Consider the following 21,831-nt stretch of genomic DNA (forward strand, 5'->3'; position numbering starts at 1 on the left):
GGGCCGCCGCGCCCCTAAGCTGGTCGGGTGTCCACGCGCCTCTCCCAGCTCTTCGTCCGCACCCTCCGAGAAGACCCCTCCGACGCGGAGGTGACCAGCCACCGCCTCCTCGTGCGGGCCGGCTACATCCGCCGCCAGGCGCCGGGCGTGTTCGCCTGGCTGCCGCTCGGCCTCCGCGTCAAGGCCCGGATCGAGGCCGTCTTCCGCGACGAGATGGCCGCCGCCGGCGCCCAGGAGGTGCACTTCCCGGCCCTGCTGCCGCGGGAGCCCTACGAGGCGACCGGCCGCTGGACGGAGTACGGCGAGGGCATGTTCCGCCTGAAGGACCGCAAGGACGCCGACTACCTCCTGGCGCCCACGCACGAGGAGGTCTTCACGCTCCTCGTCAAGGACCTCTACTCGTCGTACAAGGACCTCCCCCTCACCCTGTTCCAGATCCAGGACAAGTACCGCGACGAGGCACGGCCCCGGGCCGGCCTCCTGCGCGGCCGTGAGTTCACGATGAAGGACGCCTACTCGTTCGACGTCCGCGACGAGGGCCTCGAGCTCAGCTACCAGGCCCAGCGCGACGCCTACGAGCGGATCTTCACGCGCCTCGGCCTGGAGTACGTCATCGTCCAGGCCGACGCCGGGGCCATGGGCGGCTCCCGCTCCGAGGAGTTCCTGCACCCCACCGAGGTCGGCGAAGACACGTTCGTCCGCTCGGCGGGCGGCTACGCGGCGAACGTCGAGGCGTTCACCACCACCGTGCCCGCCACCGTGCCGATCGAGGGCCAGCCCGCCGCCGTGATGCTCGACAAGGCCGACACGCCCACCATCGCCTCGCTCGTCGAGCAGCTCGAGGCCGCGCACCCGCGCGCCGACGGCCGGCCCTGGACGGCCGCCGACACCCTCAAGAACGTCGTGGTCGCGCTCACGCACCTCGACGGCACGCGCGAGCTCGTCGTCGTCGGCCTGCCCGGCGACCGCGACGTCGACATGAAGCGGCTCGAGGTCGCGTTCGCCCCGGCCGAGGTCGACGCCGCCGGCGACGCGGACTTCGCGAAGGCGCCCGGCCTCGTGAAGGGCTACATCGGGCCCGGCGGTGCGGGCTGGGGAGCCGGCATCCGCTACGTCGTCGACCCCCGCGTCGTCGAGGGCAGCTCGTGGGTCACCGGGGCCAACATCCCCGGCGTCCACGTCGCGGGTCTCGTCGCCGGTCGCGACTTCGAGCACGACGGCGTCGTCGAGGCGGCCCAGGTGCGCGAGGGCGACCCCGCCCCCGACGGCTCCGGCCCCATCGAGACCGCTCGCGGCATGGAGATCGGCCACGTCTTCCAGCTGGGCCGCAAGTACGCCGAGGCCCTGGGCCTCAAGGTGCTCGACGAGAACGGCAAGCAGGTCACCGTCACGATGGGCTCGTACGGCATCGGCGTGACCCGCATCCTCGCCGTCATCGCCGAGGCCAACAACGACGAGAAGGGCCTCGTCTGGCCCGAGAACGTGGCGCCCTTCGACGTGCACGTCGTGGCCACCGGCAAGGACCCCGTCGTCTTCGAGGTGGCCGAGGCCCTGACCGCCGAGCTCGAGCAGCACCGCCTCGACGTCCTGTACGACGACCGCCCCAAGGTCTCGCCCGGCGTGAAGTTCGGCGACGCCGAGCTCCTGGGCGTGCCGCGCATCGTCGTCGTGGGCCGCTCGGCCGGCGAGGGCGTCGTGGAGCTCTGGGACCGCCGCACGGGCGAGCGCACCCCCGTCACCGTCACCGAGGCCGTGGCGGCCCTCTCGGCACCGCGCGCCTCCTGACCACCGGCACCGCGCCTCCCCGTCGTCGTGACGAGGAGGCGCGGTGTCGTGCGTCCGGGAGGTGCGTCCCCCCGCCCGCACTCGGGTACCGTAGGGGGATGCTGTGTGCGCCACCGCGCGCGCAGCCTGCAGATCTGAACAGTGGAGGCCCTCAGTGGACATCGACCTGAGTGTGTTGCGCCTCATGGAGCGCGAACGCGAGATCCCCTTCGAGGAGCTCGTCGGCATCATCGAGCAGGCCATCCTCACGGCCTACCTCAAGCACACCAACCAGCCCGAGAGCCGCGTGCCCGCGGCCCGTGTCGAGCTCGACCGCAAGACGGGCCACGTGTCCGTCTTCGCCATCGAGCGCGACGAGGAGGGCGCCGTCGTCGGCGAGGCCGTCGACAGCCCGAGCGACTTCGGTCGCATCGCCGCCTTCGCCGCGAAGCAGGTGATCAACCAGCGCCTGCGCGACATCGGCGACGACAAGGTCCTCGGCCAGTTCAAGGGCCGCGAGGGCGACATCGTCGCCGGCGTCATCCAGCAGGGGCCGAACCCCCGCATGGTGCACGTCGACCTCGGCACCGTCGAGGCGATCCTGCCCCCGGAGGAGCAGGTGCCCGGCGAGAAGTACGCGCACGGCTCGCGCATCCGCGTGTACGTGACGGGCGTCAGCAAGGGCACGAAGGGGCCGCAGATCACGGTCTCGCGCACCCACCCCTCGCTCGTGCGCAAGCTCTTCGCGCTCGAGGTGCCCGAGATCGCCAGCGGCGTCGTCGAGATCGTGTCGCTCGCCCGCGAGGCCGGCCACCGCACCAAGATCGCCGTCCGGGCCACGGAGGCGGGCGTCAACGCCAAGGGCGCCTGCATCGGCGAGATGGGCCAGCGGGTCCGCGCCGTCACGACCGAGCTGAACGACGAGAAGATCGACATCGTCGACTACTCCAGCGACCTGCCGACCTTCGTCGCGAGCGCCCTGTCGCCCGCGAAGGTGTCGTCGGCGTTCGTCATCGACAAGTCGACCAAGGCCGTCCGCGCCCTCGTGCCCGACTACCAGCTGTCGCTCGCCATCGGCAAGGAGGGCCAGAACGCCCGCCTCGCCGCGAAGCTGACGGGCGCGCGGATCGACATCCAGCCCGACTCGATCCTCGAGGACGACTGAGCTGGATCGTCGACCACGGCGCCGGGGGCGGGCGGCGCACCACGCCGTTCGCCCCCGGCGTCTCCCGTCCCGCGACCCGAGGGGGTAAGGTGGAACCCGTCAGAACGTGCATCGGCACTCGAACGCGCGCTCCGCGGTCCTCACTCGTGAGGATCGTCGTCCGAGACGGACGCCTGGTGGTCGACGAGACCGCCTCGCTCCCCGGGCGGGGTGCGTGGTTGACGCCTTCGATGGAGGCGTTCGAGTCAGCAGTGAAACGCAGGGCTTTCCGCCGTGCGTTCCGCCTCGACTCGGACCCCGACTCGCAGGAGCTCCGCGACCACCTCGTGGCACGGACCACTCCCGATGCACCACCCCGAGTTCCACCACGACCACTAGCCCAGACAGAACAGGCTGACAGGCACATGGACAACTAATGAGCGGCTCGAAATGAGACCCGTCCAGAACTGACGGCTCCACCCTGATCGGGCGGGGCCCGAGACAGGAGAACTGTGGCTAAACCACGCGTACACGAGATCGCCAGCGAGCTGGGGATCGACAGCAAGACCGCACTAGAGAAGCTCAAGGAGATGGGCGAGTTCGTCAAGGGCCCGTCCTCCAGCGTCGAGCCCCCCGTCGCCCGCAAGCTGCGCCAGGCGTTCGCCGGTGCTGCTTCGGCGTCGCCCGCCCCGAAGGCACCCGCCAAGCCCGCCACCGCGGCGTCGTCCTCGGCTCCCAAGCCGGGCACGCCCCGTCCCGCGGCGCCCACCCCCAGGCCCCCGGTCGCCGAGCAGCCCGCTGCTCCGGAGCCCGCTCCCGTCGCCGCCGAGCCCGAGGCGGAGGCGGCACCCGCCCCCGTCGCGCCGCTCACCGTCGCCGAGCGTCAGGCCCAGGCAGAGGCGCAGCGCGCCGCCGCCGCCGCCGAGGCCGCCTCCGCCCCCGCGGCGGACGCCGTCAAGCCCGGTGCCGCCGGCCCCAAGCCCGGTGGCCCCCGCCCCGGTGCCCCGCGCCCCGGCAACAACCCCTTCGCCAGCAACCAGGGCATGGGTCGCCCCAGCGCGCCCCGTCCCGGAGGCTCCGGCGCCGCGAGCAGCATGCCGCGTCCCGGCGGCGCCGCGGGCCCCCGCCCGATGGCTCCCCGTCCCGGTGCTCCCCGTCCGGGCGCTCCGCGCCCCGGCGTGGGCGCAGGCCCCCGCCCCAACGGCTTCGGACAGCGTCCGGCCGGTGCCGGTGCTCGTCCCGGCGGTGCCGGCGGCGGGTTCCAGCGCCCCGGCGGCGGCGCCCCCGGTGCCGCGGGCGGCTTCCGCCCCGGCTTCGGCGCTCCCCGCCCCGCGGGCGGCGGCGGCGGCCGTGGTCGTGGCCCCGGCGGCGGCACGGCCGGCGCGTTCGGCCGCGGTGGCGGCAAGAGCAAGGCACGCAAGTCGAAGCGGACGAAGAGGGCCGAGTTCGAGATGCGGTCGGCGCCGTCCCTGGGCGGCGTCAGCGTCCCCCGCGGCGACGGCAGCACGATCGTCCGTCTCCGTCGCGGTGCGTCCATCAGCGACTTCGCCGACAAGATCGACGCCAGCCCCGGCAACCTCGTGACCGTGCTCTTCCACCTCGGTGAGATGGCCACGGCGACGGAGTCCCTCGACGAGGCCACCTTCCAGGTGCTCGGCGAGGAGCTCGGCTACAACATCCAGGTCGTCTCGCCCGAGGACGAAGACAAGGAGCTCCTCGAGGGCTTCGACATCGACCTCGAGCAGGAGCTCGAGGACGAGGACGAGTCCGTCCTGCAGATCCGTCCCCCCGTCGTGACCGTCATGGGCCACGTCGACCACGGAAAGACGCGACTCCTCGACGCGATCCGCAACGCCAACGTCGTGGCCGGTGAGGCGGGTGGCATCACTCAGCACATCGGTGCCTACCAGGTGTGGGCCCCGCACGAGGGCGTCGAGCGCGCCATCACCTTCATCGACACCCCGGGCCACGAGGCGTTCACCGCCATGCGTGCCCGTGGTGCGCAGGTCACCGACATCGCGATCCTCGTGGTCGCCGCCGACGACGGCATCATGCCGCAGACGGTGGAGGCCCTGAACCACGCCCAGGCGGCCAACGTGCCGATCGTGGTCGCGGTCAACAAGATCGACAAGGAGGGCGCGAACCCGGCGAAGGTCCGGCAGCAGCTCACCGAGTACGGTCTCGTCGCCGAGGAGTACGGCGGAGACGTCATGTTCGTCGACGTGTCGGCCCGTGACAACAAGAACATCGACGCGCTCCTCGAGGCCGTCCTGCTCACGGCCGACGCGGGCCTCGACCTGCGGGCGAACCCCGACAAGGACGCCCGAGGCGTCGCGATCGAGGCTCGACTCGACAAGGGTCGCGGTGCCGTCGCGACGGTGCTCATCCAGTCGGGAACGCTCCGCGTCGGAGACGCCATCGTCGCCGGCACGGCCTACGGCCGTGTCCGTGCGATGGTCGACGAGAACGGCGACGCCGTCGACGAGGCCTACCCGAGCCGGCCCGTGCTGGTCCAGGGCCTGTCGAGCGTCCCCCGCGCCGGCGACACCTTCCTCGTCACCGAGGAGGACCGCACGGCCCGTCAGATCGCCGAGAAGCGCGAGGCCGTCGAGCGCAACGCGTCGCTGGCCAAGGCCCGCAAGCGCATCTCGCTCGAAGACTTCACCCGTGCTCTCGAGGAGGGCAAGGTCGAGGCGCTCAACATCATCATCAAGGGCGACGTGTCCGGTGCCGTCGAGGCGCTGGAGGAGTCGCTGCTCAAGATCGAGGTGGACGACAGCGTGCAGCTGCGCATCATCCACCGCGGCGTGGGCGCCGTCACCGAGAGCGACGTCAACCTCGCCACGGTCGACAACGCGGTGATCATCGGGTTCAACGTGCGCCCCGACACGAAGGCCCGGGAGCGCGCTGCTCGCGAGGGTGTCGACGTCCGCTTCTACTCGGTCATCTACGCGGCCCTCGAGGACATCGAGAACTCGCTCAAGGGCATGCTCAAGCCCGAGTTCGAGGAGAAGCAGTCCGGTGTGGCCGAGATCCGCGAGATCTTCCGCTCGTCGAAGGTCGGCAACATCGCCGGTGTCATCGTGCGATCGGGAACGATCACCCGGAACGCCCGTGCTCGGGTCATCCGCGAGGGCGTCGTCGTCGGCGACAACCTGGCGATCGACTCGCTGCGTCGCTTCAAGGACGACGTCACCGAGGTGCGGACGGACTTCGAGGCCGGCATCGGTCTCGGCAAGTTCAACGACATCCAGATCGGCGACGAGATCGAGACCATCGAGATGGTCGAGAAGCCGCGGGTCTGACCCCGGCGTCACAGCACTGAACGAGGCCCCGCCCCGACTCCGGTCGGGGCGGGGCCTCACCCCTCACCGCTCGCCCTGAGCGGACCAGCAGAAGGAGCCCGACATGGCTGACCCGCAGCGCGCCCGCAAGATGGCCGACCGCATCAAGGAGATCGTCGCTCGACGCCTCGACAAGGGCATCAAGGACCCGCGTCTCGGCTTCGTCACGATCACCGACGTCAAGGTGACGGGCGACCTCCAGCACGCCTCGATCTTCTACACGGTCTACGGCACCGACGAGGAGCGCCGCGACACCGGCGCCGCCCTCAAGTCCGCCACCGGCATGCTCCGCAGCGAGGTGGGCAAGAACATCACCGCGCGCCTCACCCCGAGCATCGAGTTCATCCTCGACGCCCTGCCGGAGAACGCGGCGTCCATCGACCGCCTCCTGCAGGAGGCGCGCCAGCGTGACCAGGAGAGCCAGACCATCGCCGCCACGGCCGAGTACGCCGGCGACGCCGACCCGTACGTGAAGCCCCGTGACGAGGACGACTACGACGACGAGGAAGACGACGACGACGACGCTCTCGGGGTCGACGACGTCGAGCCCGCGCCCTCGGCCGACGCCCCCGCGGGCGACGCACCGCTCGGCGACGGCTTCGTCGAGCCGGACGGCGGCACCCGCTGACCTGAGGCGGCGGCGCCTCGCGTCGTCAGCTCGGCAGTTCCCAGCCCTCGTCGGCGCTGCCCGTGACCAACCCGTCACGGAGCAGGCCGGCGAGGGCTCTGTCGCGCTGGGCGGCGTCGGGCCACACCGTCGCGATCTCCGCGGCGGTGACGGGCACGTCGCTCGCCCGCAGCTCCGCCATGACGAGCCCGCGCACCTGGCGGTCCGATCCCTCGAACTTCGCCTGGGTGCGGAGGCGCGGCCCGACGTGCGCCGGGCGTCCGGCGAGCACCCACGCGCACTCCGCGATCAGGGGGCACTCGTCGCAGCGGGGCGAGCGGGCGGTGCAGACCAGGGCACCCAGCTCCATCACTCCTGCGCTGACGACCCGCGCCTCCTCTCGGTCGAGGGGCAGGTGTGCCTCCATCAGCGGCAGGTCACGACGGGCCGACGGGGCCCAGGGCTCCGCCAGGCCCTCGACGGCGCGGGCCAGGACGCGACGCACGTTCGTGTCGACGACGGGGTGCCGGTGCCCGTACGCGAAGACGGCGACGGCCCGGGCCGTGTAGTCGCCGACCCCGGGCAGCGCCAGGAGGTCGGGCACCTCCTCGGGGACGACTCCGCCGTGCCGTTCGGTGATCGCCACGGCGGCGGCGTGGAGCGCGAGGGCGCGACGGGGGTAGCCCAGGCGGTCCCAGGCGCGGACGGCGTCGGAGGCGGGGGAGGCGGACAGGTCGGCGGGCGTGGGCCAGCGCTCGAGCCACTGCTGGAGGCGCGGGACGACTCGGACGACCGGCGTCTGCTGGAGCATCACCTCGCTGACGAGCGTTCCCCACGCGGTGAAGCCGGGCCGGCGCCAGGGCAGGTCGCGCCCGTTCTCGCGGAACCAGGCGGCGACGGGGGAGGCGAGGGGCACTGGTCGATCCTAGGCTGCGCGCCCTCGGCTGAGGCTCGCCCTCCCCAGGCGCGATGCCCCGGTCATCGTCCCCAGCATCGGCCGCCGGGTGGCGACAGAACGGTACATGTGGAATGTTGGTCAGCAGCCCGCCGACCACCGTGAGACAGGACCCACCATGACGAGACCCCGCTGCCTTCGGACCCTCCGCGACGAGGCGTCGTGAGCGTCGCGGGCGATCTGTCGAAGCCCCGGGTCACGGGCGATCCGACACGGGTTCTGGCGCTGGCCGTGCGGTGGGGGGCGACGGCCGAGCTGATCTGGTCGGCGGCCGAGTCGCTGCGCACCCTGGACGCCGGGGGGGCGCAGAGCGACGCGATCGAGGCCTTCCTCGCGTCGGCGGGCGAGGTCGAGCAGCAGCTGCGGAGCGTGCACGGTCGCTACCAGGGCGCGGGGGAGGCGCTGCGGGCCTACGCCGCCGCCCTGGAGGAGGCACAGGCGGCCTCGGGGCCCGCCCTCCGGGAGCACGGCCTCGCGGTCGACGACCACGACGCGGCTCGACGGCTGGTGGAGAAGTACGAGGGCATGGCCCTGGTCGCGGTCGGCGAGGAGGCGCGGGCCGACTACGAGGAGCTCGCTCGTGTGCAGCGTCGGCGCCTCGCCGAGGCTGCCGAGCGTGTCGTGCTCCACGGCGGCCGTGTGGACGCCGCGCACGCCGCGGTCGACGCCGCCGCGACGACCGCGATCGCGCGCCTGGACGACCTCGAGGCCGACGGGCCCCGCGACTCGTTCTGGGACGACGTGAGCGGCGCCGCGGGCGTGGCCTTCGACGGCTTCCAGCAGTGGATGGAGGACAACGACCACTGGATCGACGGCCTCGTCACAGTCGCAGGCTTCGTGGGCATGGCGCTGGCCGTCGCGGCTCTCTTCATCCCGGGCGTCAACGTCTTCGCGTTCGCCCTCATGGTCGGCGTCCTGGCCGTCACGACCGCTCAAGCCGCCGTCGGGACTGGCGAGTGGTCGGACGTCGCCTTCGCTGCCCTGTCCCTCGCCACCTTCGGCACCGGATCGGTCCTCGTCGCTGGTGCCAAGACCGCTGCGAAGGGCATCGCAGTGAACCGGGTCAACGGCTTGGTCGCGTCGGGCCAGTCGCGGTCGCTGGCGACGGCATGGGTGAAGGCGACGTGGGACCGAGCCGCCCCTGGCCTCCTCAGCAAGTCCCTCCGGCAGAACCTGGGGGACGTCGACATGGCTCAGATACGACGGTTCTTGCGAAGTGACCGACCCGGAGCAGAATTCGACGACGCCGTCACCGTCGCCGGTGCGCTCCGCGATCTGCGGCACGCTCGCATCTTGTCCGGTAGCGACTTCGCGGTGAGTGGGTTGCGAGTTCTGGATCCTCACGGCCGGCTGCAGCGGGCGGGAGTCACCAAGTGAGCGCGAGAGCCCCGTCCACGAACAGAGGCCGGAGGTCGAGCGGTGCTTCTGATCCGATCTCGGCAGGGTTCTGGGTCGTCGCCTACTACGGCAGTCTGGTTCCGGTACTCGTCATTCAGAGCTTCAACATCGTGCTGGTGATCATCGCCGTGCGCTGGGAGGCGGATGGCCGCCGGTCATCCGAGATCGAGACGGTCTTCGAGTCGTCACCCGGTTGGCCTCCGGTCGATATGCCGGGCCTCGTGTTCGTCGGCATGGGGATCGGCATCGTGCCCATGGCCGTGGAGATGGTGGTTCGCCGCGGAAGAACGCCCAGTGGCAGCCGGCCGGGGCTGATGAGCTTCGTGTGGGCTGCTGACGGCCTGCTCTGCCTGAACCACTGGTGGGCCTTCGATGCGGCGCCGGTCTGGGCTGCTCCCGCGGGGCTCGCGGGCTTCGCGATGCTCGCCTCAGCGGGCGTGGCGTTCGTCGTGTACCTGATCCGTGGCGTGCGTCGACTGCTAGCACGTCGCCGGGGCGACCCGGCTGCCGACGAGCCGGTCGAGTCGCTCGACCCTGTGCGGGCTCGGTTGCTCCGCGGAACGGGGATCGACCGATGACCGCGCCACGGTGGGTGCGGCGGGGGCCGGGTGTCGTCGGCGTGGGCTACGTGGTGATGGTGCCGCGGGGCTGGGTGCAGATCCCGGGTCAGCTGCGGCCGGAGATGGCCTTCGACGCCGTGGTCGACCAGCTCGGCAGCGTCCTCGGCGGGGAGGTGCCGCCGGAGTTCGCGCAGCGGGTCGGCAGCGGGCTGATCGAGGCCCGCGCCGCCGACGTCGACGGCCACGTGCTCGACTCCTACGTGACCGCCGGTCCGCTGCCCGACACCGGCACGAGCGCGAGCATCGTGGTCACGGTGGTACCGGTCGTCGCACGGTCGACGGACGACCTCGACCGGGTGCTGCTGGGGCGGGTCGGCCGCGGCGCGACAGCCCTGGGCGTGGGAGGTGAACCGGCGGTCGTGTGGAGCGAGACCGGCGATCGGCGGCCGGCCCGCGACTCCCCGGGTCGGGTGGTCCGCCGGCGCACGACGCTCACCAGGGTGACCGGGCAGCTCGACCGTCTCGTGTCGGCGACGCTGACCGTGCTCGAGACCCACGAGCGCACCACCGACACGGAGGCCGCGAGCGACGCGGTGGCGGACGCACTGGTCGAGCTGTTCGACGCGATGCTCACCACCGTGCGCTGGCTCGACGCGGAGGGCCGGGTGATCACCGGCCGCTGAGCCGCCGCGCGGCACCGCGGCCTAGGGTGACCTCATGACCACCCGTTGGGCCCCCGCCAAGAAAGACACGCTCCGTGCACTCGCGACCGAGATCCTGCACAACTACTCGAGGGGCCGCGCCTTCGTCGCCGTCGACGGCCTGCCCGGTGCCGGCCAGGCCGCGTTCGCCGACGACCTCGCCGACGCCCTCCGCGAGCTCGGGCACGCGGCCTTCCGCGCCTCCGTCGAGGACTTCGTCGTCCCCGTCGACACGGGCTCGTCGCCCGACATCGGCGCCGCCGACCCGGCCTTCGCGCCCGAGCTCTTCCGCCGCGTCCTCATCGAGCCCTTCCGCCTCGGCGGCAGCACCGGGTGGGTCGAGGCGGCCTATGACCGCGAGGCCCGCCGCGCCGCCGAGCCGCGCTGGGTCACCGGACCCGCCGACGCGATCCTCCTCGTCGACGGCGCCGGGCTCAACGAGCCCGAGCTCGCCGGCCTCTGGAACTACAGCGTCTGGGTCACGGCCGACGCCCACCGCGGCGGCCTCCGTGCCCGGGCGACCTCCGTCGTCGACGTCAGCGACCCGGAGCACCCGCGCCGCGTGTTCGACGACGCGTGCTGAGGCCCGCCCCTCGCCGGTGCGGTAGCGTCGTCGCGTGAACAGCGGCATCCTCCTCGTCGACAAGCCGCAGGGCATCACCAGCCACGACGTCGTGTCGCGCGTGCGCCGGGCCGCCGGCACCCGCAAGGTCGGCCACGCCGGCACCCTCGACCCGCTGGCCACCGGGCTCCTCGTGCTCGGCCTGAACTCGTCGACGCGCCTCCTGACCTTCCTCGTCGGCCTCGACAAGACCTACGAGGCGACCATCCGCCTCGGCGTGGCCACGACGACCGACGACTCCGAGGGCGAGACGACCGCCACGCACGACGCCTCCGCCGTCGCCGACGAGGCGATCGACGCCGGGGTGCGGGCCCTCAGCGGCCCGATCAGCCAGGTGCCCACGACCGTGAGCGCCATCAAGGTGAACGGCCGTCGCGCGTACGACCTCGCCCGCGAGGGCGTCGAGGTCGAGCTCAAGGCCCGCGACGTCACGATCTCCGAGTTCTCCGTCCACGACCGGCGCACCGCCGAGGTCGTCGACGAGGCCGGGCGCACCGTGACCGTCCGCGACCTCGACGTCCGGGTGCGCTGCTCCTCCGGCACCTACGTGCGGGCGCTGGCCCGCGACCTGGGCGCCGGGCTCGGCGTCGGCGGGCACCTCACGGCCCTGCGCCGCACGACCGTCGGCCCCTTCGACGTCGCCGACGCCGCCGTCCTCGAGAGCATCGACGTCGCGCCCGCCCTCCTGCCCCCCACCGCGGTGGCGGAGCGCCTCTTCCCCGTCTGGCGGATGACCGCCGACGAGACGGTCGACCTCGGCCACGGTAAGCGCGTCACCGTCGGCATCGACGACACCACCGGGCCCGTCGCCGCCGTGACGCCCTCCGGCGACCTCGCCGGGCTGGTCGAGGTGCGGCGGGGGCAGGCCGTCCCCATCGTCAACTTCCCGAGCGACGAGGTGTCGGCATGATCGAGTGGTTCACCTGGGTGCAGGTCGTCGTGGCCTGCGTCGCCGGCCTCGTCTGCGTCGTCGCCGGGTTCGCCCGCAAGCTGCCGAACGACATCACCGTCGGGGCGACGGCCCTCGTGCTCGTGCTGCTGCTCGTCCAGCTCGTCGTCGCGATCGCGGCCCCATTCGTCGGCAACCCGCCCACCGGCAACGTCGTCGAGTTCTACATCTACCTGGTGTCGGCCATCCTCCTCCCGCCCCTGGCGGTGGTCTGGGCGCTCGTCGACCGGACCCGGTGGAGCAACCTCGTGCTCGCGGCGTCGGTGTTCGCGGTCGCCGTGATGGTCTACCGCATGCTGCAGATCTGGACGGTGCAGGTCGCGTGACGCCGTCGTCGAGCCGCATCCCGTCGACCCTGCCGCCCGTGTCGGCGCGCACGGCGACCGCGACCTATCCTGGTCGATGATGGTCACTCAGAAGTCAACGCGCGCGGTCGGCCTCGGCCGGGTCCTCGTCGCGGTCTACGCCCTCCTCGCCCTGGCGGCCACCGGCCGCTCCGTCTTCCAGATCGCCGAGCAGTTCTCGGAGGCGCCGCTCGCCTACACGCTGAGCGCCCTCTCGGCGGTCGTCTACATCGTCGCGACCGTGGCCCTCGTCAAGCGGGGCACCACCTCCTACGCCGTCGCCTGGGCGACCATCTCGTTCGAGCTCGCCGGCGTCCTGATCGTCGGGCTGGTGACCGCGCTCGACCCGGCCCTCTTCCCCGACGACACCGTCTGGTCGTTCTTCGGCCGCGGCTACGGCTTCGTGCCGCTCCTGCTGCCCGTGCTGGGCATGCTCTGGCTCGCGCGCACCCGACCGACCGCCGCCGAGCGCGCGCACGACGGCGAGCCGGAGTCCGTCACCGGCCTGCCCGAGTAGGCGACGTGCAGTTCTTCGAGACCGTCGCCTCCGTCCCGGCCGACTTCGGGCCGAGCGCCGTCACCATCGGCAAGTTCGACGGGGTCCACGTCGGCCACCGGGCCGTCATCGACCTCCTCGAGCAGGTGGCCGCCGACGAGGGCCTCGTGAGCACCGTCGTCACCTTCGACCGGCACCCGCTCGCCGTGCTGCGACCGGGCGACGTGCCTCGCGCCCTGGTCAGCAACAGCCAGAAGCGCGAGCTGCTCGAGCAGGCGGGCGTCGCCGCGACGCTCATGCTCACCTTCGACGACGAGCTCCGCGCCCTCGCTCCCGAGGAGTTCGTCGACAGGATCCTCGTGGGCGCCCTCCACGCGCGGGTCGTCTTCGTCGGCGACGACTTCCGCTTCGGCGTCCGGGGCAGCGGCACCGTCGACACGCTCCGCGAGCTCGGGGCGACCCGCGGGCTCCGGGTGGTCTCGATCGACGACGTCCGCCCCGGGGGCGCGCGCCGCGCCTCCTCGACCTGGATCCGCGAGCTGCTCGACGGGGGCCGCGTCCGCGAGGCCGCCGAGCTGCTCGGCCGGGAGCCGGCGGTGCGGGGCGTCGTCGTCCAGGGCGAGCAGCGCGGCCGCGAGCTGGGGTTCCCGACCGCCAACCTCGAGCCGCACAGCGAGGGCTTCGTGCCGGCCGACGGCGTCTACGCGGCCCGGGTGCTCGTCGGCGACACCCTGTACCCGGCGGCCGTCTCCGTCGGCAACAACCCGACCTTCGAGGGCGTGCCCGAGAAGCAGGTCGAGGCCCACCTCCTCGATGTGACGCTCGACCTCTACGGGCAGGAGATCACCGTGCACTTCGTCGACTGGGTGCGGGGCAACGTCGCCTTCGAGGGGCTCGACGCGCTGATCGCCCACATCCGGGCCGACGTCGTGCGGTGCCGTGAGATCCTCGGGGCGCCCGCGCCCTGATCCCGCACCGTGCGGCCTCCGCCCGCGCCGGCCGGACGAGCCCGCGCCGCGACGGCCCGGTCGCACGGACGCCGGGACGCCATGAGGCCCGCACGACGATCGTCGTGAGGGCCTCCTGCTCTGTCGCGGCGTCGGCCGGGGGTCCCCGGCGTCAGCTCAGTACGACGTCGCGTCGTCCCCGGCGCCGGAGGCGCTGCCGGTCTCGAGCCGGTGCGCGAGGTCGTCGAGGATGGTGCCGCTGGCGCTGGTGCCGAAGCGGGTCACGCCGAGGTCGAGCATCTCGAGGACGGTGTCGAGGCCGCGCACGCCGCCCGAGGCCTTGACCTGGACGGCCTCGCCGACCGCGTCGCGCATGAGGCGCAGGTGGGGGAGGGTCGCGCCGCCGCCGGCGAACCCGGTGGAGGTCTTGACGAAGGCCGCGCCGGCCCGCTCGGCCGCCTTCGAGCCCGCGACGATCTCGTCGTCGCTGAGGAAGGCGGTCTCGAGGATGACCTTGACGACGAGGTCGCCCGCGGCCTCGACCACGGCGCGGACGTCGGCCTCGACGTCGTCGAGCAGGCCGCTGCGCAGCCGGCCGACGTTGACGACCATGTCGAGCTCGACGGCGCCGTCGGCGACGGCCTGACGGGACTCGGCGACCTTGGCCTCGGTCGAGGTCGTGCCGTGGGGGAAGCCGATGACGGTGCCGACGAGGACGCCGGTGCCCTCGAGGCGGTCGACGGCGTGGGCGACGTCGGAGGGGCGGACGCACACGCTGAAGACGTGGTGCGCCGCGGCCGTGTCGAGCGCCTCGTCGACGTCGGCACGGGTCAGTTCGGGCTTGAGGATCGCGTGGTCGATCATGCCGGCGACGGCGGCGACCGTGGGGAGCTGCTGGGTAGTCATGATGCTGCCATCGTAGCTTGGGCACATGGCCACCGACCCCGTCCCGTCCGACCCCCGCCCCGCCGCCGACCCCGTCGTGCGCGAGAACGACGGCGCGGTCGCGCGGCGCCGTGTCCTCGTCACCGGCTCGACCGGCTACATCGGCGGGCGTCTGACGCCGCGCCTGGTGGCGGCCGGCGTCGACGTGCGCGTCCTGGTGCGGAGCCCCGGCAAGCTCGTCGATGTCCCGTGGGCCGGTGACGTGGAGGTCGTCGAGGGCGACCTCACCGACGCCTCCACCGTCCGCCCCGCCATGGAGGGCGTCGACGTCGTCTACTACCTCGCCCACGCGATGGGCGGTCGCGGCGACTTCGAGGCGGCGGAGGCGGAGGCCGCCCACACCGTCGCCGACGCCGCCCGTGAGGCAGGCGTCGGCCGCATCGTCTACCTCGGCGGCCTGCACCCCGAGGGCGAGCTCTCGAAGCACCTCCAGTCGCGCAAGGAGGTCGGCGACATCCTGCTGGCGAGCGGGGTCCCGACGGTCGCCCTCCAGGCGGGCGTGGTCATCGGCTCGGGCTCGGCGTCGTTCGAGATGATCCGCCACCTCACCGACGTGCTGCCCTACATGCCCGCGCCGAAGTGGGTCCGCAACCAGATCCAGCCGATCGCCGTCCGCGACGTGCTGCACTACCTCCTCGGCGCCGCCGACGTGCCCGCCGACGTCAACCGCACCTTCGACATCGGGGGCCCCGACGTCCTCCGCTACGGCCAGATGATGAACGGCTACGCCCTGGAGGCGGGGCTGAAGCAGCGCCCCATCGCCTCGCTGCCGGTCTTCACGCCGTGGCTGGCCTCGCAGTGGGTCAACCTCGTCACACCCGTGCCGCGCGCCCTCGCCGTGCCGATCATCGCGTCGCTCCAGTACGACTGCGTCGTGCACGAGCACGACATCGACCAGTACGTGCCGGCGCCGGCCGAGGGACTGCTGCGCTACCGCCAGGCCGTGCGCCTCGCGCTGCAGCGGGAGAAGGACGGCGAGGTCGAGACGAGCTGGCAGGACAGCTCGGTGTCGGGAGCGCCCAGCGACCTCCTGCCCAGCGACCCCGACTGGTCGGGCCACATCGTCTACACCGATGACCGGGAGACCGACTCGACCGCGCCTCCGGAGGAGCTCTGGAAGGTCGTCGAGAGCATCGGCGGCGAGAACGGCTGGTACTCCTTTCCGCTGGCCTGGGCCGCGCGGGGCTGGATGGACCGGCTCGTCGGGGGAGTGGGGCTGCAGCGCGGCCGTCGGAGCCGCAGCACGCTCCGTGCGGGCGACGCCCTCGACTGGTGGCGCGTCGAGAAGATCGAGCGCGGCCACCTGCTGCGGCTCCGGGCCGAGATGAAGGTGCCGGGCGGCGCGTGGCTGGAGATGACGGTCACGCCCCGTGAGGGCGGCGGCTCCCACTACCGCCAGCGCGCGGTCTTCTTCCCGCAGGGGCTCGGCGGGCGCCTGTACTGGTTCGCGATCCTGCCCTTCCACGGGGTGATCTTCTCCGGCATGCTCGAGCGCATCACCGCCACCGCCGAGCGGGACGCGGCCGCCGCCTCCCACGGTGACGACGTGCCCGCGGGGCGAGGAACTCAGGAGGCGCGGGTCACCGCCGACGACGCCCCCGGCAGCAGCGCGGCCGGGTCGTGACGCCGCTGCTCGCCGCCCCGCTGCTGGCCCCGCTGCTGCGGGCGTCGACGACGTTGACGCCGACCCCGTCGCCGTTCGGCCCCGGGGGCGACGGCCCCGCCTCGCCCGTGCCGCTGTGGCTGGGCGTGACCCTCGGGATCGTCGTCGTGGTCGCGTCGTTCGTCGTGCTGCTGCCCGGCGTGCGACGGGGCCTCGACCGCATCTCGTCCCATCGACCTCGACGCTTCCGCGACTGACGCGGTAGCGTCGAACCACCCCGCGACCGGTGGAGCCGCCCTCGGGCAGCACGGCCGGTCGCGAACACGACGACAGGAGGCCCCCATGGCGCACGGCGAGAAACTCGTCTTCGTCGGAGACAGCATCACGGCAGGCGGCGACTGGACCGCCTGGTTCCCCGACGACGACGTCGTCGAGCTCGGCGTCGACGGCGACACCACCACCAGCCTGGCCGAGCGCCTCGACGACGTCGTGGCGGCCCAGCCCGACTCGGTCGTGCTGCTGATCGGCACGAACGACTTCGGCCAGCGACGCACCGTCGAGCAGGTCGTGCGCGGCGTCGAGTCGATCATGGTGACGATGCGGCGCGAGCTGCCCGGCACCCGGCTGCTGCTCCAGTCGATCATGCCGCGGGGCGCCGACTACGCCCCGCGCATCAAGGACGCCAACCGGCACCTCCGCCAGTTCTCCTCGACCGTCCGGGCGCAGTACCTCGACCTGTGGCCCGCGCTGGCCGACGAGTCGGGCGACGCGATCCGCCCCGAGTTCAGCGACGACCAGCTGCACCTCACGGCCGCGGGCTACGAGGCGTGGCTCGCCGAGCTCGTGCCCGGGCTGGCGCGGCTCCGCGACGAGCCGCCGATGAGCGCCCCGCTGCGCGTGCTCAACGTCCCCTACGACATCGACTGAGCCCGAGGCGTCGGGGCGCCCGTGGCGTCGGGGGGGCGTCGGGGGCGTCGGGGGCGCCCAGGGTGCCCCCGATAGGCTCGTCAGCGCCGCGCCCGCGGCCTGACGAGAGGTCGCAAGCCCGTGCCCACGCCCACCGCTCCCGCCTTCCTGCGACCCGCCCTGGCGCCCGGTCTGCTCGGGGCGATCGTGCTGACGGTCGGGGCGTTCCTGCTCGACTCGCCGACCTTCACGATCGTGCGCTTCGCGGTGGCGATCCTCGCGCTGATCATGCTCGTCTTCGCCTGGCGCGGCCGGACCTGGTGGGCGCTGCCCGTCCTCGCGGCGATCGCGGTGATCTGGAACCCCGTGGCCGTCGTGCCGCTCTCCGGTCAGCCGTGGGCCGCCCTGCAGTTCGCCGGCGCGGTCGCGTTCGTGGTCGCGGGGGTCCTCGTGAAGGTGCCGACGGAGCAGGCGACGGGCGACGCCCGCCCCTCTCGACGTCGCTGACCGGGGCGACGAGCTCCGGCGTTCACGAGAACCCGCTTCCACCAGCTAAAATCAGTTCGTTCTAGAGTGCGGCGGCCGTCCCGAGGCCCCCACGGGAAGTTGAGTCTGAATGGTCACCGAGATCACCGGTACGACAGAGAGTCCTCTGCTGACGCCTCGTCCCCGACCCGGTGGTCTGGACCGCGACGACGTGGTGGTGCGCAAGGGGCAGTTCACGCTCCTGAACGGCCACCTCACGCCTCAGCAGTCGATGATCGAGGACCTCCTCTTCATCCGTCGCGTCCTCGACGAGGCGGCCATCCCCTTCCTCCTCGTCCGCGGCAACGACGTGCGCCCCGTGCTGGCGGTCGACGTCGTCCACCGCCGTGCCTTCATCGACGCGATGATCGCGGCGTCGGGCTCCGAGCCGTTCTACGCCAAGCCCCGCAAGGGCCAGGCCGTCCTCGTCGCCGAGGGGGGCCTCGAGTCCGAGACCGAGCGGGCCTTCAAGGTGTACCGCCCCCGCGTCGAGCCCATCGGTCGCCTCCGCTACGGCGCCGGCACGGCCGTCCAGGTCGAGTTCTGGATCCTCACCGACGACGAGGTCCTCGTGCCCGTCGAGAACTCCCTGATGCGCTACTCGCTGCCCCGCGAGGAGGCCGTCGAGACGACCGTCGAGCGCTACGGCCTCGAGTGGCCGACCCTCGAGCACATGTTCGACGACCACGCCACCGACATCACCTTCGACATCGACATCGTCTTCTCCTGGGTCGACGGCAACTCGGTCGAGTACCAGCGCGCCCGTGCCGCGCAGGCGAAGCGCCACGTCGTGGGCGAGGGCGACGACGCCCCGGCCCGGTTCCGCCAGATCGACGAGCTCAAGTACGCCCTCCGCAGCGTGTACATGTTCGCCCCGTGGGTCCGAAACATCTACATCGCGACCGACTCGCCGGTGCCCGAGTGGCTGGGCGACCACCCGCGCGTGCGCGTCGTGCGGAGCGAGGAGTTCTTCTCCGACCTGTCGTTCCTCCCCACGCACAACTCGCAGGCCGTCGAGTCGCAGCTGCACCACATCGAGGGGCTCAGCGAGCACTTCCTCTACTCGAACGACGACATGTTCTTCGGGCGCCCGGTCGCGCCGTCGATGTTCTTCTCGCCGGGCTCGGTGACGAAGTTCATCGAGGCCGAGACGCGCATCGGGCTCGGCGTCAACAACACCGAGCGCAGCGGCTTCGAGAACGCGGCCCGGGTGAACCGGCGCCTCCTGCAGCAGCGCTTCGGCAGGGTCACCACCCGTCATCTCGAGCACACCGCGGCGCCCCTGCGCCGCAGCGTCATGTCGGAGATGGAGCACGAGTTCGCGGACGAGTTCCGCGCGACCGCGTCGAGCCCGTTCCGGGCGAAGGAGAACGTCTCCGTGACGAACTCGCTCTACCACTACTACTCGCTGATGACGGGGCGCGCGATCGTGCAGGAGGCCGCCCGGGTCCGCTACGTCGACACGACGACGGTCGCCGACCTCGCCTCGCTCTCCGACCTGCTGAAGAAGCGCTCGTACGACTTCTTCTGCCTCAACGACGGCAGCTTCCCCGAGGTCACGGACGAGGAGCGCACGTCGACGGTCACCGACTTCCTCGAGCGGTACTACCCGTTCGCGGCCCCGTGGGAGAAGGCCGAGATGGAGCGCGTCGAGCGCGAGACGGCCGAGCAGCGTCGCCGCGTCCGCCGTGCGGGCGGCGACCAGGACCAGATCGAGGCGTAGCCCCGGGGAGGCGCGGGCCGGCACCCGCCGGCACCGCGCCTCCCGCAGGTGGTCACGCCGGGTGCTCGCCCCGCCGCACCTCGCCCGCCACGACGAACTGCGTGCTCGGGTCGCCCGACAGCGCGGCGTCGACGCGAGCACGCATGTCGGCGGTCATCGGCGGCAGGTCGCCGCGGGGGAACCACCGGGCCTCGGTGTTCTCACCGTCGGCCGGCGCGGGGTCGCCGCTCTGCCAGCGCATCAGGAACGTGTGGTCGAGGTAGCTCGCCTGGTCGCCGTTGCCGTAGACGATGCCCTCGGTCACCCCGAGGGCGGCGAGCCGCACGGGCACGACGTGGAGGTCGGCCTCCTCGAGCACCTCGCGCACCGCGGCGTCGGCGGGGTGCTCGCCCGGGTCGATGATCCCGGTGACGGGCGTCCACTCGCCCGTGTCGGAGCGGCGGACCATGAGCAGGTCGTCGCCCCGCTCGACGACGGCGGTGACGCCGGAGAGCCAGAGCGGCGCGGTGCCGATCGACTCGCGGAGGGTGAGGATGAAGTCGGGGACGGCCATGCCGCGAGCCTAGCGAGCACGTCGTCGAGGAGCCTGCCCGTGCCTCGCCGCGCGTAGGCTGACGGGATGACGGGCGACGACGTGCGGTGGGGGGCCGACGTGCGCTCGATCTCCGACATGGCGGGGGAGTCGCTGCTGCTCGGCGGCGGCGGCCGGGCCATCCTGCTGCAGCTCGCGAACCCGGCCGTGGGGCACGGGGTGGCCGACCACAGCGACTTCGTCGACCGGCCGCTCGCCCGCCTGGACGGCACGATGACCTACCTCTACGCCATCGTCTTCGGCACGCCCGACGAGGTCGCCTTCGTGCGGGCGCTCGTGGACCGGGCCCACCAGCCCGTCCGGAGCACCGCCTCCTCGCCGGTCGCCTACGACGCGGTCGACCCGCAGCTGCAGCTCTGGGTGGCGGCGACGCTCTACGACTCGGCGATCACGCTCTACGAACGCGTCCACGGGGCGCTGTCGCCCGAGGCGGCGGAGGCCGTCTACCGCGACTACGTGGTGGTCGGCTCGGCTCTCCAGATGCCGCCGGGGCTGTGGCCGGCGACCCGGGCCGAGTTCCGCACCTGGTGGGACGCCCAGCTCGCCGGGCTGTCCGTCGACGAAGTCACCCGCGACGTCGCGCACCAGCTGCTGCACCCGGTGAACGTGCCCGTGGCGCTCCGCCTGGCCATGCCGCTCGCGCGCCTCGTGACGGCGGGGCTGCTGCCGGCGACGGTGAGGGAGGCGTTCGGCCTGCCCTGGGGAGCGGTGCGGCAGGGCCTCTTCGACGTCGTCGTGGGCGTGAGCCGGGTCGTCGTGCCGCGGCTGCCCGCGCGGGTCAGGCACGTGCTGCGGGACCACTACCTGCGGCGGCTGCGGCGCTACATGGCGCAGCGGGGCACGGAGCAGGCCGGCTAGGGAGCCACACCGCGGGTCGCCTCGTCGTCCGTCGCTGCGTGGTGCCCCCTCGGCGTCGGTCGTGCCCGGCCCCGGCTCGTCGCCGCCGTCTGTCGCGGTGATGTCTCAGATCCCGAACGCCGAACGCCGAACGCCGAACGCCGAACTCCGAACTCCGAACTCCGAACTCTGAACGCCGAACTCTGAACGCCGAACTCTGAACGCCGAACTCTGAACTCTGAACGCCCGAATTCTGAACGCCGAACGCCGAACGCCGACCGCCGAACTCTGAACTCTGAACTCTGAACTCTGAACTCTGAACTCTGAACTCTGAACTCTGAACTCTGAACTCTGAACTCTGAACTCTGAACTCTGAACTCTGAACTCTGAACTCTGAACTCTGAACTCTGAACTCTGAACTCTGAAGTCTGAACGCCGAACGCCGAACGCCGAACGCCGAACGCCGAACGCCGAACGCCGAACGCCGAACGCCGAACGCCGAACCCCGAACCCCGAACCCCGAACGCCGGACGCCGGACGCCGAACCCCGGACGCCGAACTTGAACACGGAACGCCGAACGCCGAACGCCTAACGCCGGCATGAGGGCACGATCTGCCGCGTGACACGACCGCCGGGCGCACCGACCGTCGACAACTCCTGCGCGAGGTCGCCGGCGCGGCGACGGCAGCGGCGAGCTGGCCAGGGCGCAGGAGTTGCCGACGGGGCGCGCGTGAGCACGGCGCAGGGCCGTCGAGCCCGAGCGAGCAGGCGTGGGTCGGGAGGCGGAGCCGGGGGCCCGGGCGCGCCGACCGTCGACAACTCCTGCGCGACGTCGCCGGAGCGGCGACGGCAGCGGCGAGCCGGCCAG

Annotated in this window: 22 protein-coding genes; 19 read left to right on the forward strand and 3 right to left on the reverse strand. The window is 72.4% G+C overall.

All coding sequences use genetic code 11. The features are described from left to right. Nucleotides 1-27 precede the first annotated feature (27 nt). The 5 genes from F1C15_RS00110 (at nucleotide 28) to rbfA (ending at nucleotide 6,880) form a co-directional block, all read left to right on the forward strand. Nucleotides 28-1,785, forward strand: a complete 1,758-nt coding sequence (locus F1C15_RS00110; protein ID WP_185232287.1) for a proline--tRNA ligase — start codon at nucleotides 28-30, stop codon at nucleotides 1,783-1,785. 154 nt (nucleotides 1,786-1,939) lie between these two features. Further along, nucleotides 1,940-2,929, forward strand: coding sequence for a transcription termination factor NusA (gene nusA, locus F1C15_RS00115; protein WP_056054040.1), 990 nt, complete (start codon nucleotides 1,940-1,942; stop codon nucleotides 2,927-2,929). A gap of 146 nt (nucleotides 2,930-3,075) precedes the next feature. After that, entirely contained in the window at nucleotides 3,076-3,345 is a 270-nt protein-coding gene (locus F1C15_RS00120; RefSeq protein WP_255465360.1) for a YlxR family protein, read from the forward strand. A gap of 75 nt (nucleotides 3,346-3,420) precedes the next feature. Beyond that, nucleotides 3,421-6,213 carry a translation initiation factor IF-2 gene (gene infB, locus F1C15_RS00125; protein ID WP_185232289.1) on the forward strand — a complete coding sequence of 931 codons (2,793 nt, stop codon included), beginning with the start codon at nucleotides 3,421-3,423 and terminating at the stop codon, nucleotides 6,211-6,213. Between the two features lie 103 nt (nucleotides 6,214-6,316). Further along, nucleotides 6,317-6,880, forward strand: a complete 564-nt coding sequence (rbfA, locus tag F1C15_RS00130; RefSeq protein WP_185232291.1) for a 30S ribosome-binding factor RbfA — start codon at nucleotides 6,317-6,319, stop codon at nucleotides 6,878-6,880. Nucleotides 6,881-6,905: 25 nt separating this feature from the next. On the opposite strand, the gene F1C15_RS00135 is transcribed toward rbfA, so the two are convergent. Continuing rightward, entirely contained in the window at nucleotides 6,906-7,775 is an 870-nt protein-coding gene (locus F1C15_RS00135) for an A/G-specific adenine glycosylase (protein WP_255465363.1), read from the reverse strand. Nucleotides 7,776-7,976: 201 nt separating this feature from the next. On the opposite strand from F1C15_RS00135, the gene F1C15_RS00140 reads away from it, so the two are divergent. The 8 genes from F1C15_RS00140 to F1C15_RS00175 all read left to right on the forward strand — a co-directional run bounded on the left by F1C15_RS00140 (nucleotide 7,977) and on the right by F1C15_RS00175 (nucleotide 13,852). Then, nucleotides 7,977-9,191, forward strand: coding sequence for a hypothetical protein (locus F1C15_RS00140; protein WP_185232293.1), 1,215 nt, complete (start codon nucleotides 7,977-7,979; stop codon nucleotides 9,189-9,191). 131 nt (nucleotides 9,192-9,322) lie between these two features. Beyond that, a complete protein-coding gene (locus F1C15_RS00145) occupies nucleotides 9,323-9,790 on the forward strand; it encodes a hypothetical protein (RefSeq protein WP_185232295.1) in 468 nt (155 codons plus the stop codon). Further along, complete coding sequence (locus tag F1C15_RS00150; RefSeq protein ID WP_185232297.1) at nucleotides 9,787-10,455, forward strand: hypothetical protein; 669 nt, start codon at nucleotides 9,787-9,789, stop codon at nucleotides 10,453-10,455. The genes F1C15_RS00145 and F1C15_RS00150 overlap by 4 nt, the downstream gene beginning before the upstream one ends. A 34-nt stretch (nucleotides 10,456-10,489) precedes the next feature. Further along, nucleotides 10,490-11,056 (forward strand): hypothetical protein, encoded by a 567-nt coding sequence (locus tag F1C15_RS00155; RefSeq protein ID WP_056054063.1) that lies wholly within the window; start codon nucleotides 10,490-10,492, stop codon nucleotides 11,054-11,056. Nucleotides 11,057-11,090: 34 nt separating this feature from the next. After that, nucleotides 11,091-12,005, forward strand: coding sequence for a tRNA pseudouridine(55) synthase TruB (truB, locus tag F1C15_RS00160; RefSeq protein ID WP_185232299.1), 915 nt, complete (start codon nucleotides 11,091-11,093; stop codon nucleotides 12,003-12,005). After that, the gene (locus tag F1C15_RS00165; protein ID WP_185232301.1) at nucleotides 12,002-12,370 is read left to right on the forward strand and encodes a hypothetical protein; all 369 of its coding nucleotides are present in this window, start codon (nucleotides 12,002-12,004) and stop codon (nucleotides 12,368-12,370) included. The genes truB and F1C15_RS00165 overlap by 4 nt, the downstream gene beginning before the upstream one ends. A 79-nt stretch (nucleotides 12,371-12,449) precedes the next feature. After that, entirely contained in the window at nucleotides 12,450-12,905 is a 456-nt protein-coding gene (locus tag F1C15_RS00170) for a hypothetical protein (RefSeq protein WP_219731583.1), read from the forward strand. A gap of 5 nt (nucleotides 12,906-12,910) precedes the next feature. Further along, nucleotides 12,911-13,852: a bifunctional riboflavin kinase/FAD synthetase gene (locus tag F1C15_RS00175; protein ID WP_185232305.1), complete on the forward strand. Its 942-nt coding sequence runs from the start codon at nucleotides 12,911-12,913 to the stop codon at nucleotides 13,850-13,852. A gap of 156 nt (nucleotides 13,853-14,008) precedes the next feature. Here F1C15_RS00175 and deoC read toward each other — a convergent pair whose 3' ends face one another. After that, nucleotides 14,009-14,737, reverse strand: coding sequence for a deoxyribose-phosphate aldolase (gene deoC / locus F1C15_RS00180; protein WP_185232307.1), 729 nt, complete (start codon nucleotides 14,735-14,737; stop codon nucleotides 14,009-14,011). A gap of 25 nt (nucleotides 14,738-14,762) precedes the next feature. On the opposite strand from deoC, the gene F1C15_RS00185 reads away from it, so the two are divergent. The 5 genes from F1C15_RS00185 to F1C15_RS00205 all read left to right on the forward strand — a co-directional run bounded on the left by F1C15_RS00185 (nucleotide 14,763) and on the right by F1C15_RS00205 (nucleotide 19,533). Further along, nucleotides 14,763-16,400: an SDR family oxidoreductase gene (locus F1C15_RS00185; RefSeq protein ID WP_185232308.1), complete on the forward strand. Its 1,638-nt coding sequence runs from the start codon at nucleotides 14,763-14,765 to the stop codon at nucleotides 16,398-16,400. Beyond that, on the forward strand, nucleotides 16,397-16,636 hold the full coding sequence (locus tag F1C15_RS00190; protein WP_167258992.1) for a hypothetical protein: 240 nt from the start codon (nucleotides 16,397-16,399) through the stop codon (nucleotides 16,634-16,636). The genes F1C15_RS00185 and F1C15_RS00190 overlap by 4 nt, the downstream gene beginning before the upstream one ends. Before the next feature lie 85 nt (nucleotides 16,637-16,721). Then, a complete protein-coding gene (locus tag F1C15_RS00195) occupies nucleotides 16,722-17,306 on the forward strand; it encodes a GDSL-type esterase/lipase family protein (protein ID WP_167258993.1) in 585 nt (194 codons plus the stop codon). Nucleotides 17,307-17,426: 120 nt separating this feature from the next. Further along, nucleotides 17,427-17,792, forward strand: a complete 366-nt coding sequence (locus F1C15_RS00200; protein WP_185232310.1) for a DUF6804 family protein — start codon at nucleotides 17,427-17,429, stop codon at nucleotides 17,790-17,792. 190 nt (nucleotides 17,793-17,982) lie between these two features. Continuing rightward, nucleotides 17,983-19,533 (forward strand): stealth conserved region 3 domain-containing protein, encoded by a 1,551-nt coding sequence (locus F1C15_RS00205; RefSeq protein ID WP_370543604.1) that lies wholly within the window; start codon nucleotides 17,983-17,985, stop codon nucleotides 19,531-19,533. A 52-nt stretch (nucleotides 19,534-19,585) separates the two neighbouring features. Here F1C15_RS00205 and F1C15_RS00210 read toward each other — a convergent pair whose 3' ends face one another. Beyond that, nucleotides 19,586-20,086 carry an NUDIX domain-containing protein gene (locus F1C15_RS00210; RefSeq protein ID WP_056054096.1) on the reverse strand — a complete coding sequence of 167 codons (501 nt, stop codon included), beginning with the start codon at nucleotides 20,084-20,086 and terminating at the stop codon, nucleotides 19,586-19,588. A gap of 66 nt (nucleotides 20,087-20,152) precedes the next feature. On the opposite strand from F1C15_RS00210, the gene F1C15_RS00215 reads away from it, so the two are divergent. Beyond that, the gene (locus tag F1C15_RS00215; protein WP_185232314.1) at nucleotides 20,153-20,983 is read left to right on the forward strand and encodes an oxygenase MpaB family protein; all 831 of its coding nucleotides are present in this window, start codon (nucleotides 20,153-20,155) and stop codon (nucleotides 20,981-20,983) included. The last annotated feature ends 848 nt before the right edge of the window (nucleotides 20,984-21,831 follow it).

Source organism: Frigoribacterium sp. NBH87 (genome assembly GCF_014217665.1).
Classification (GTDB): domain Bacteria; phylum Actinomycetota; class Actinomycetes; order Actinomycetales; family Microbacteriaceae; genus Frigoribacterium; species Frigoribacterium endophyticum.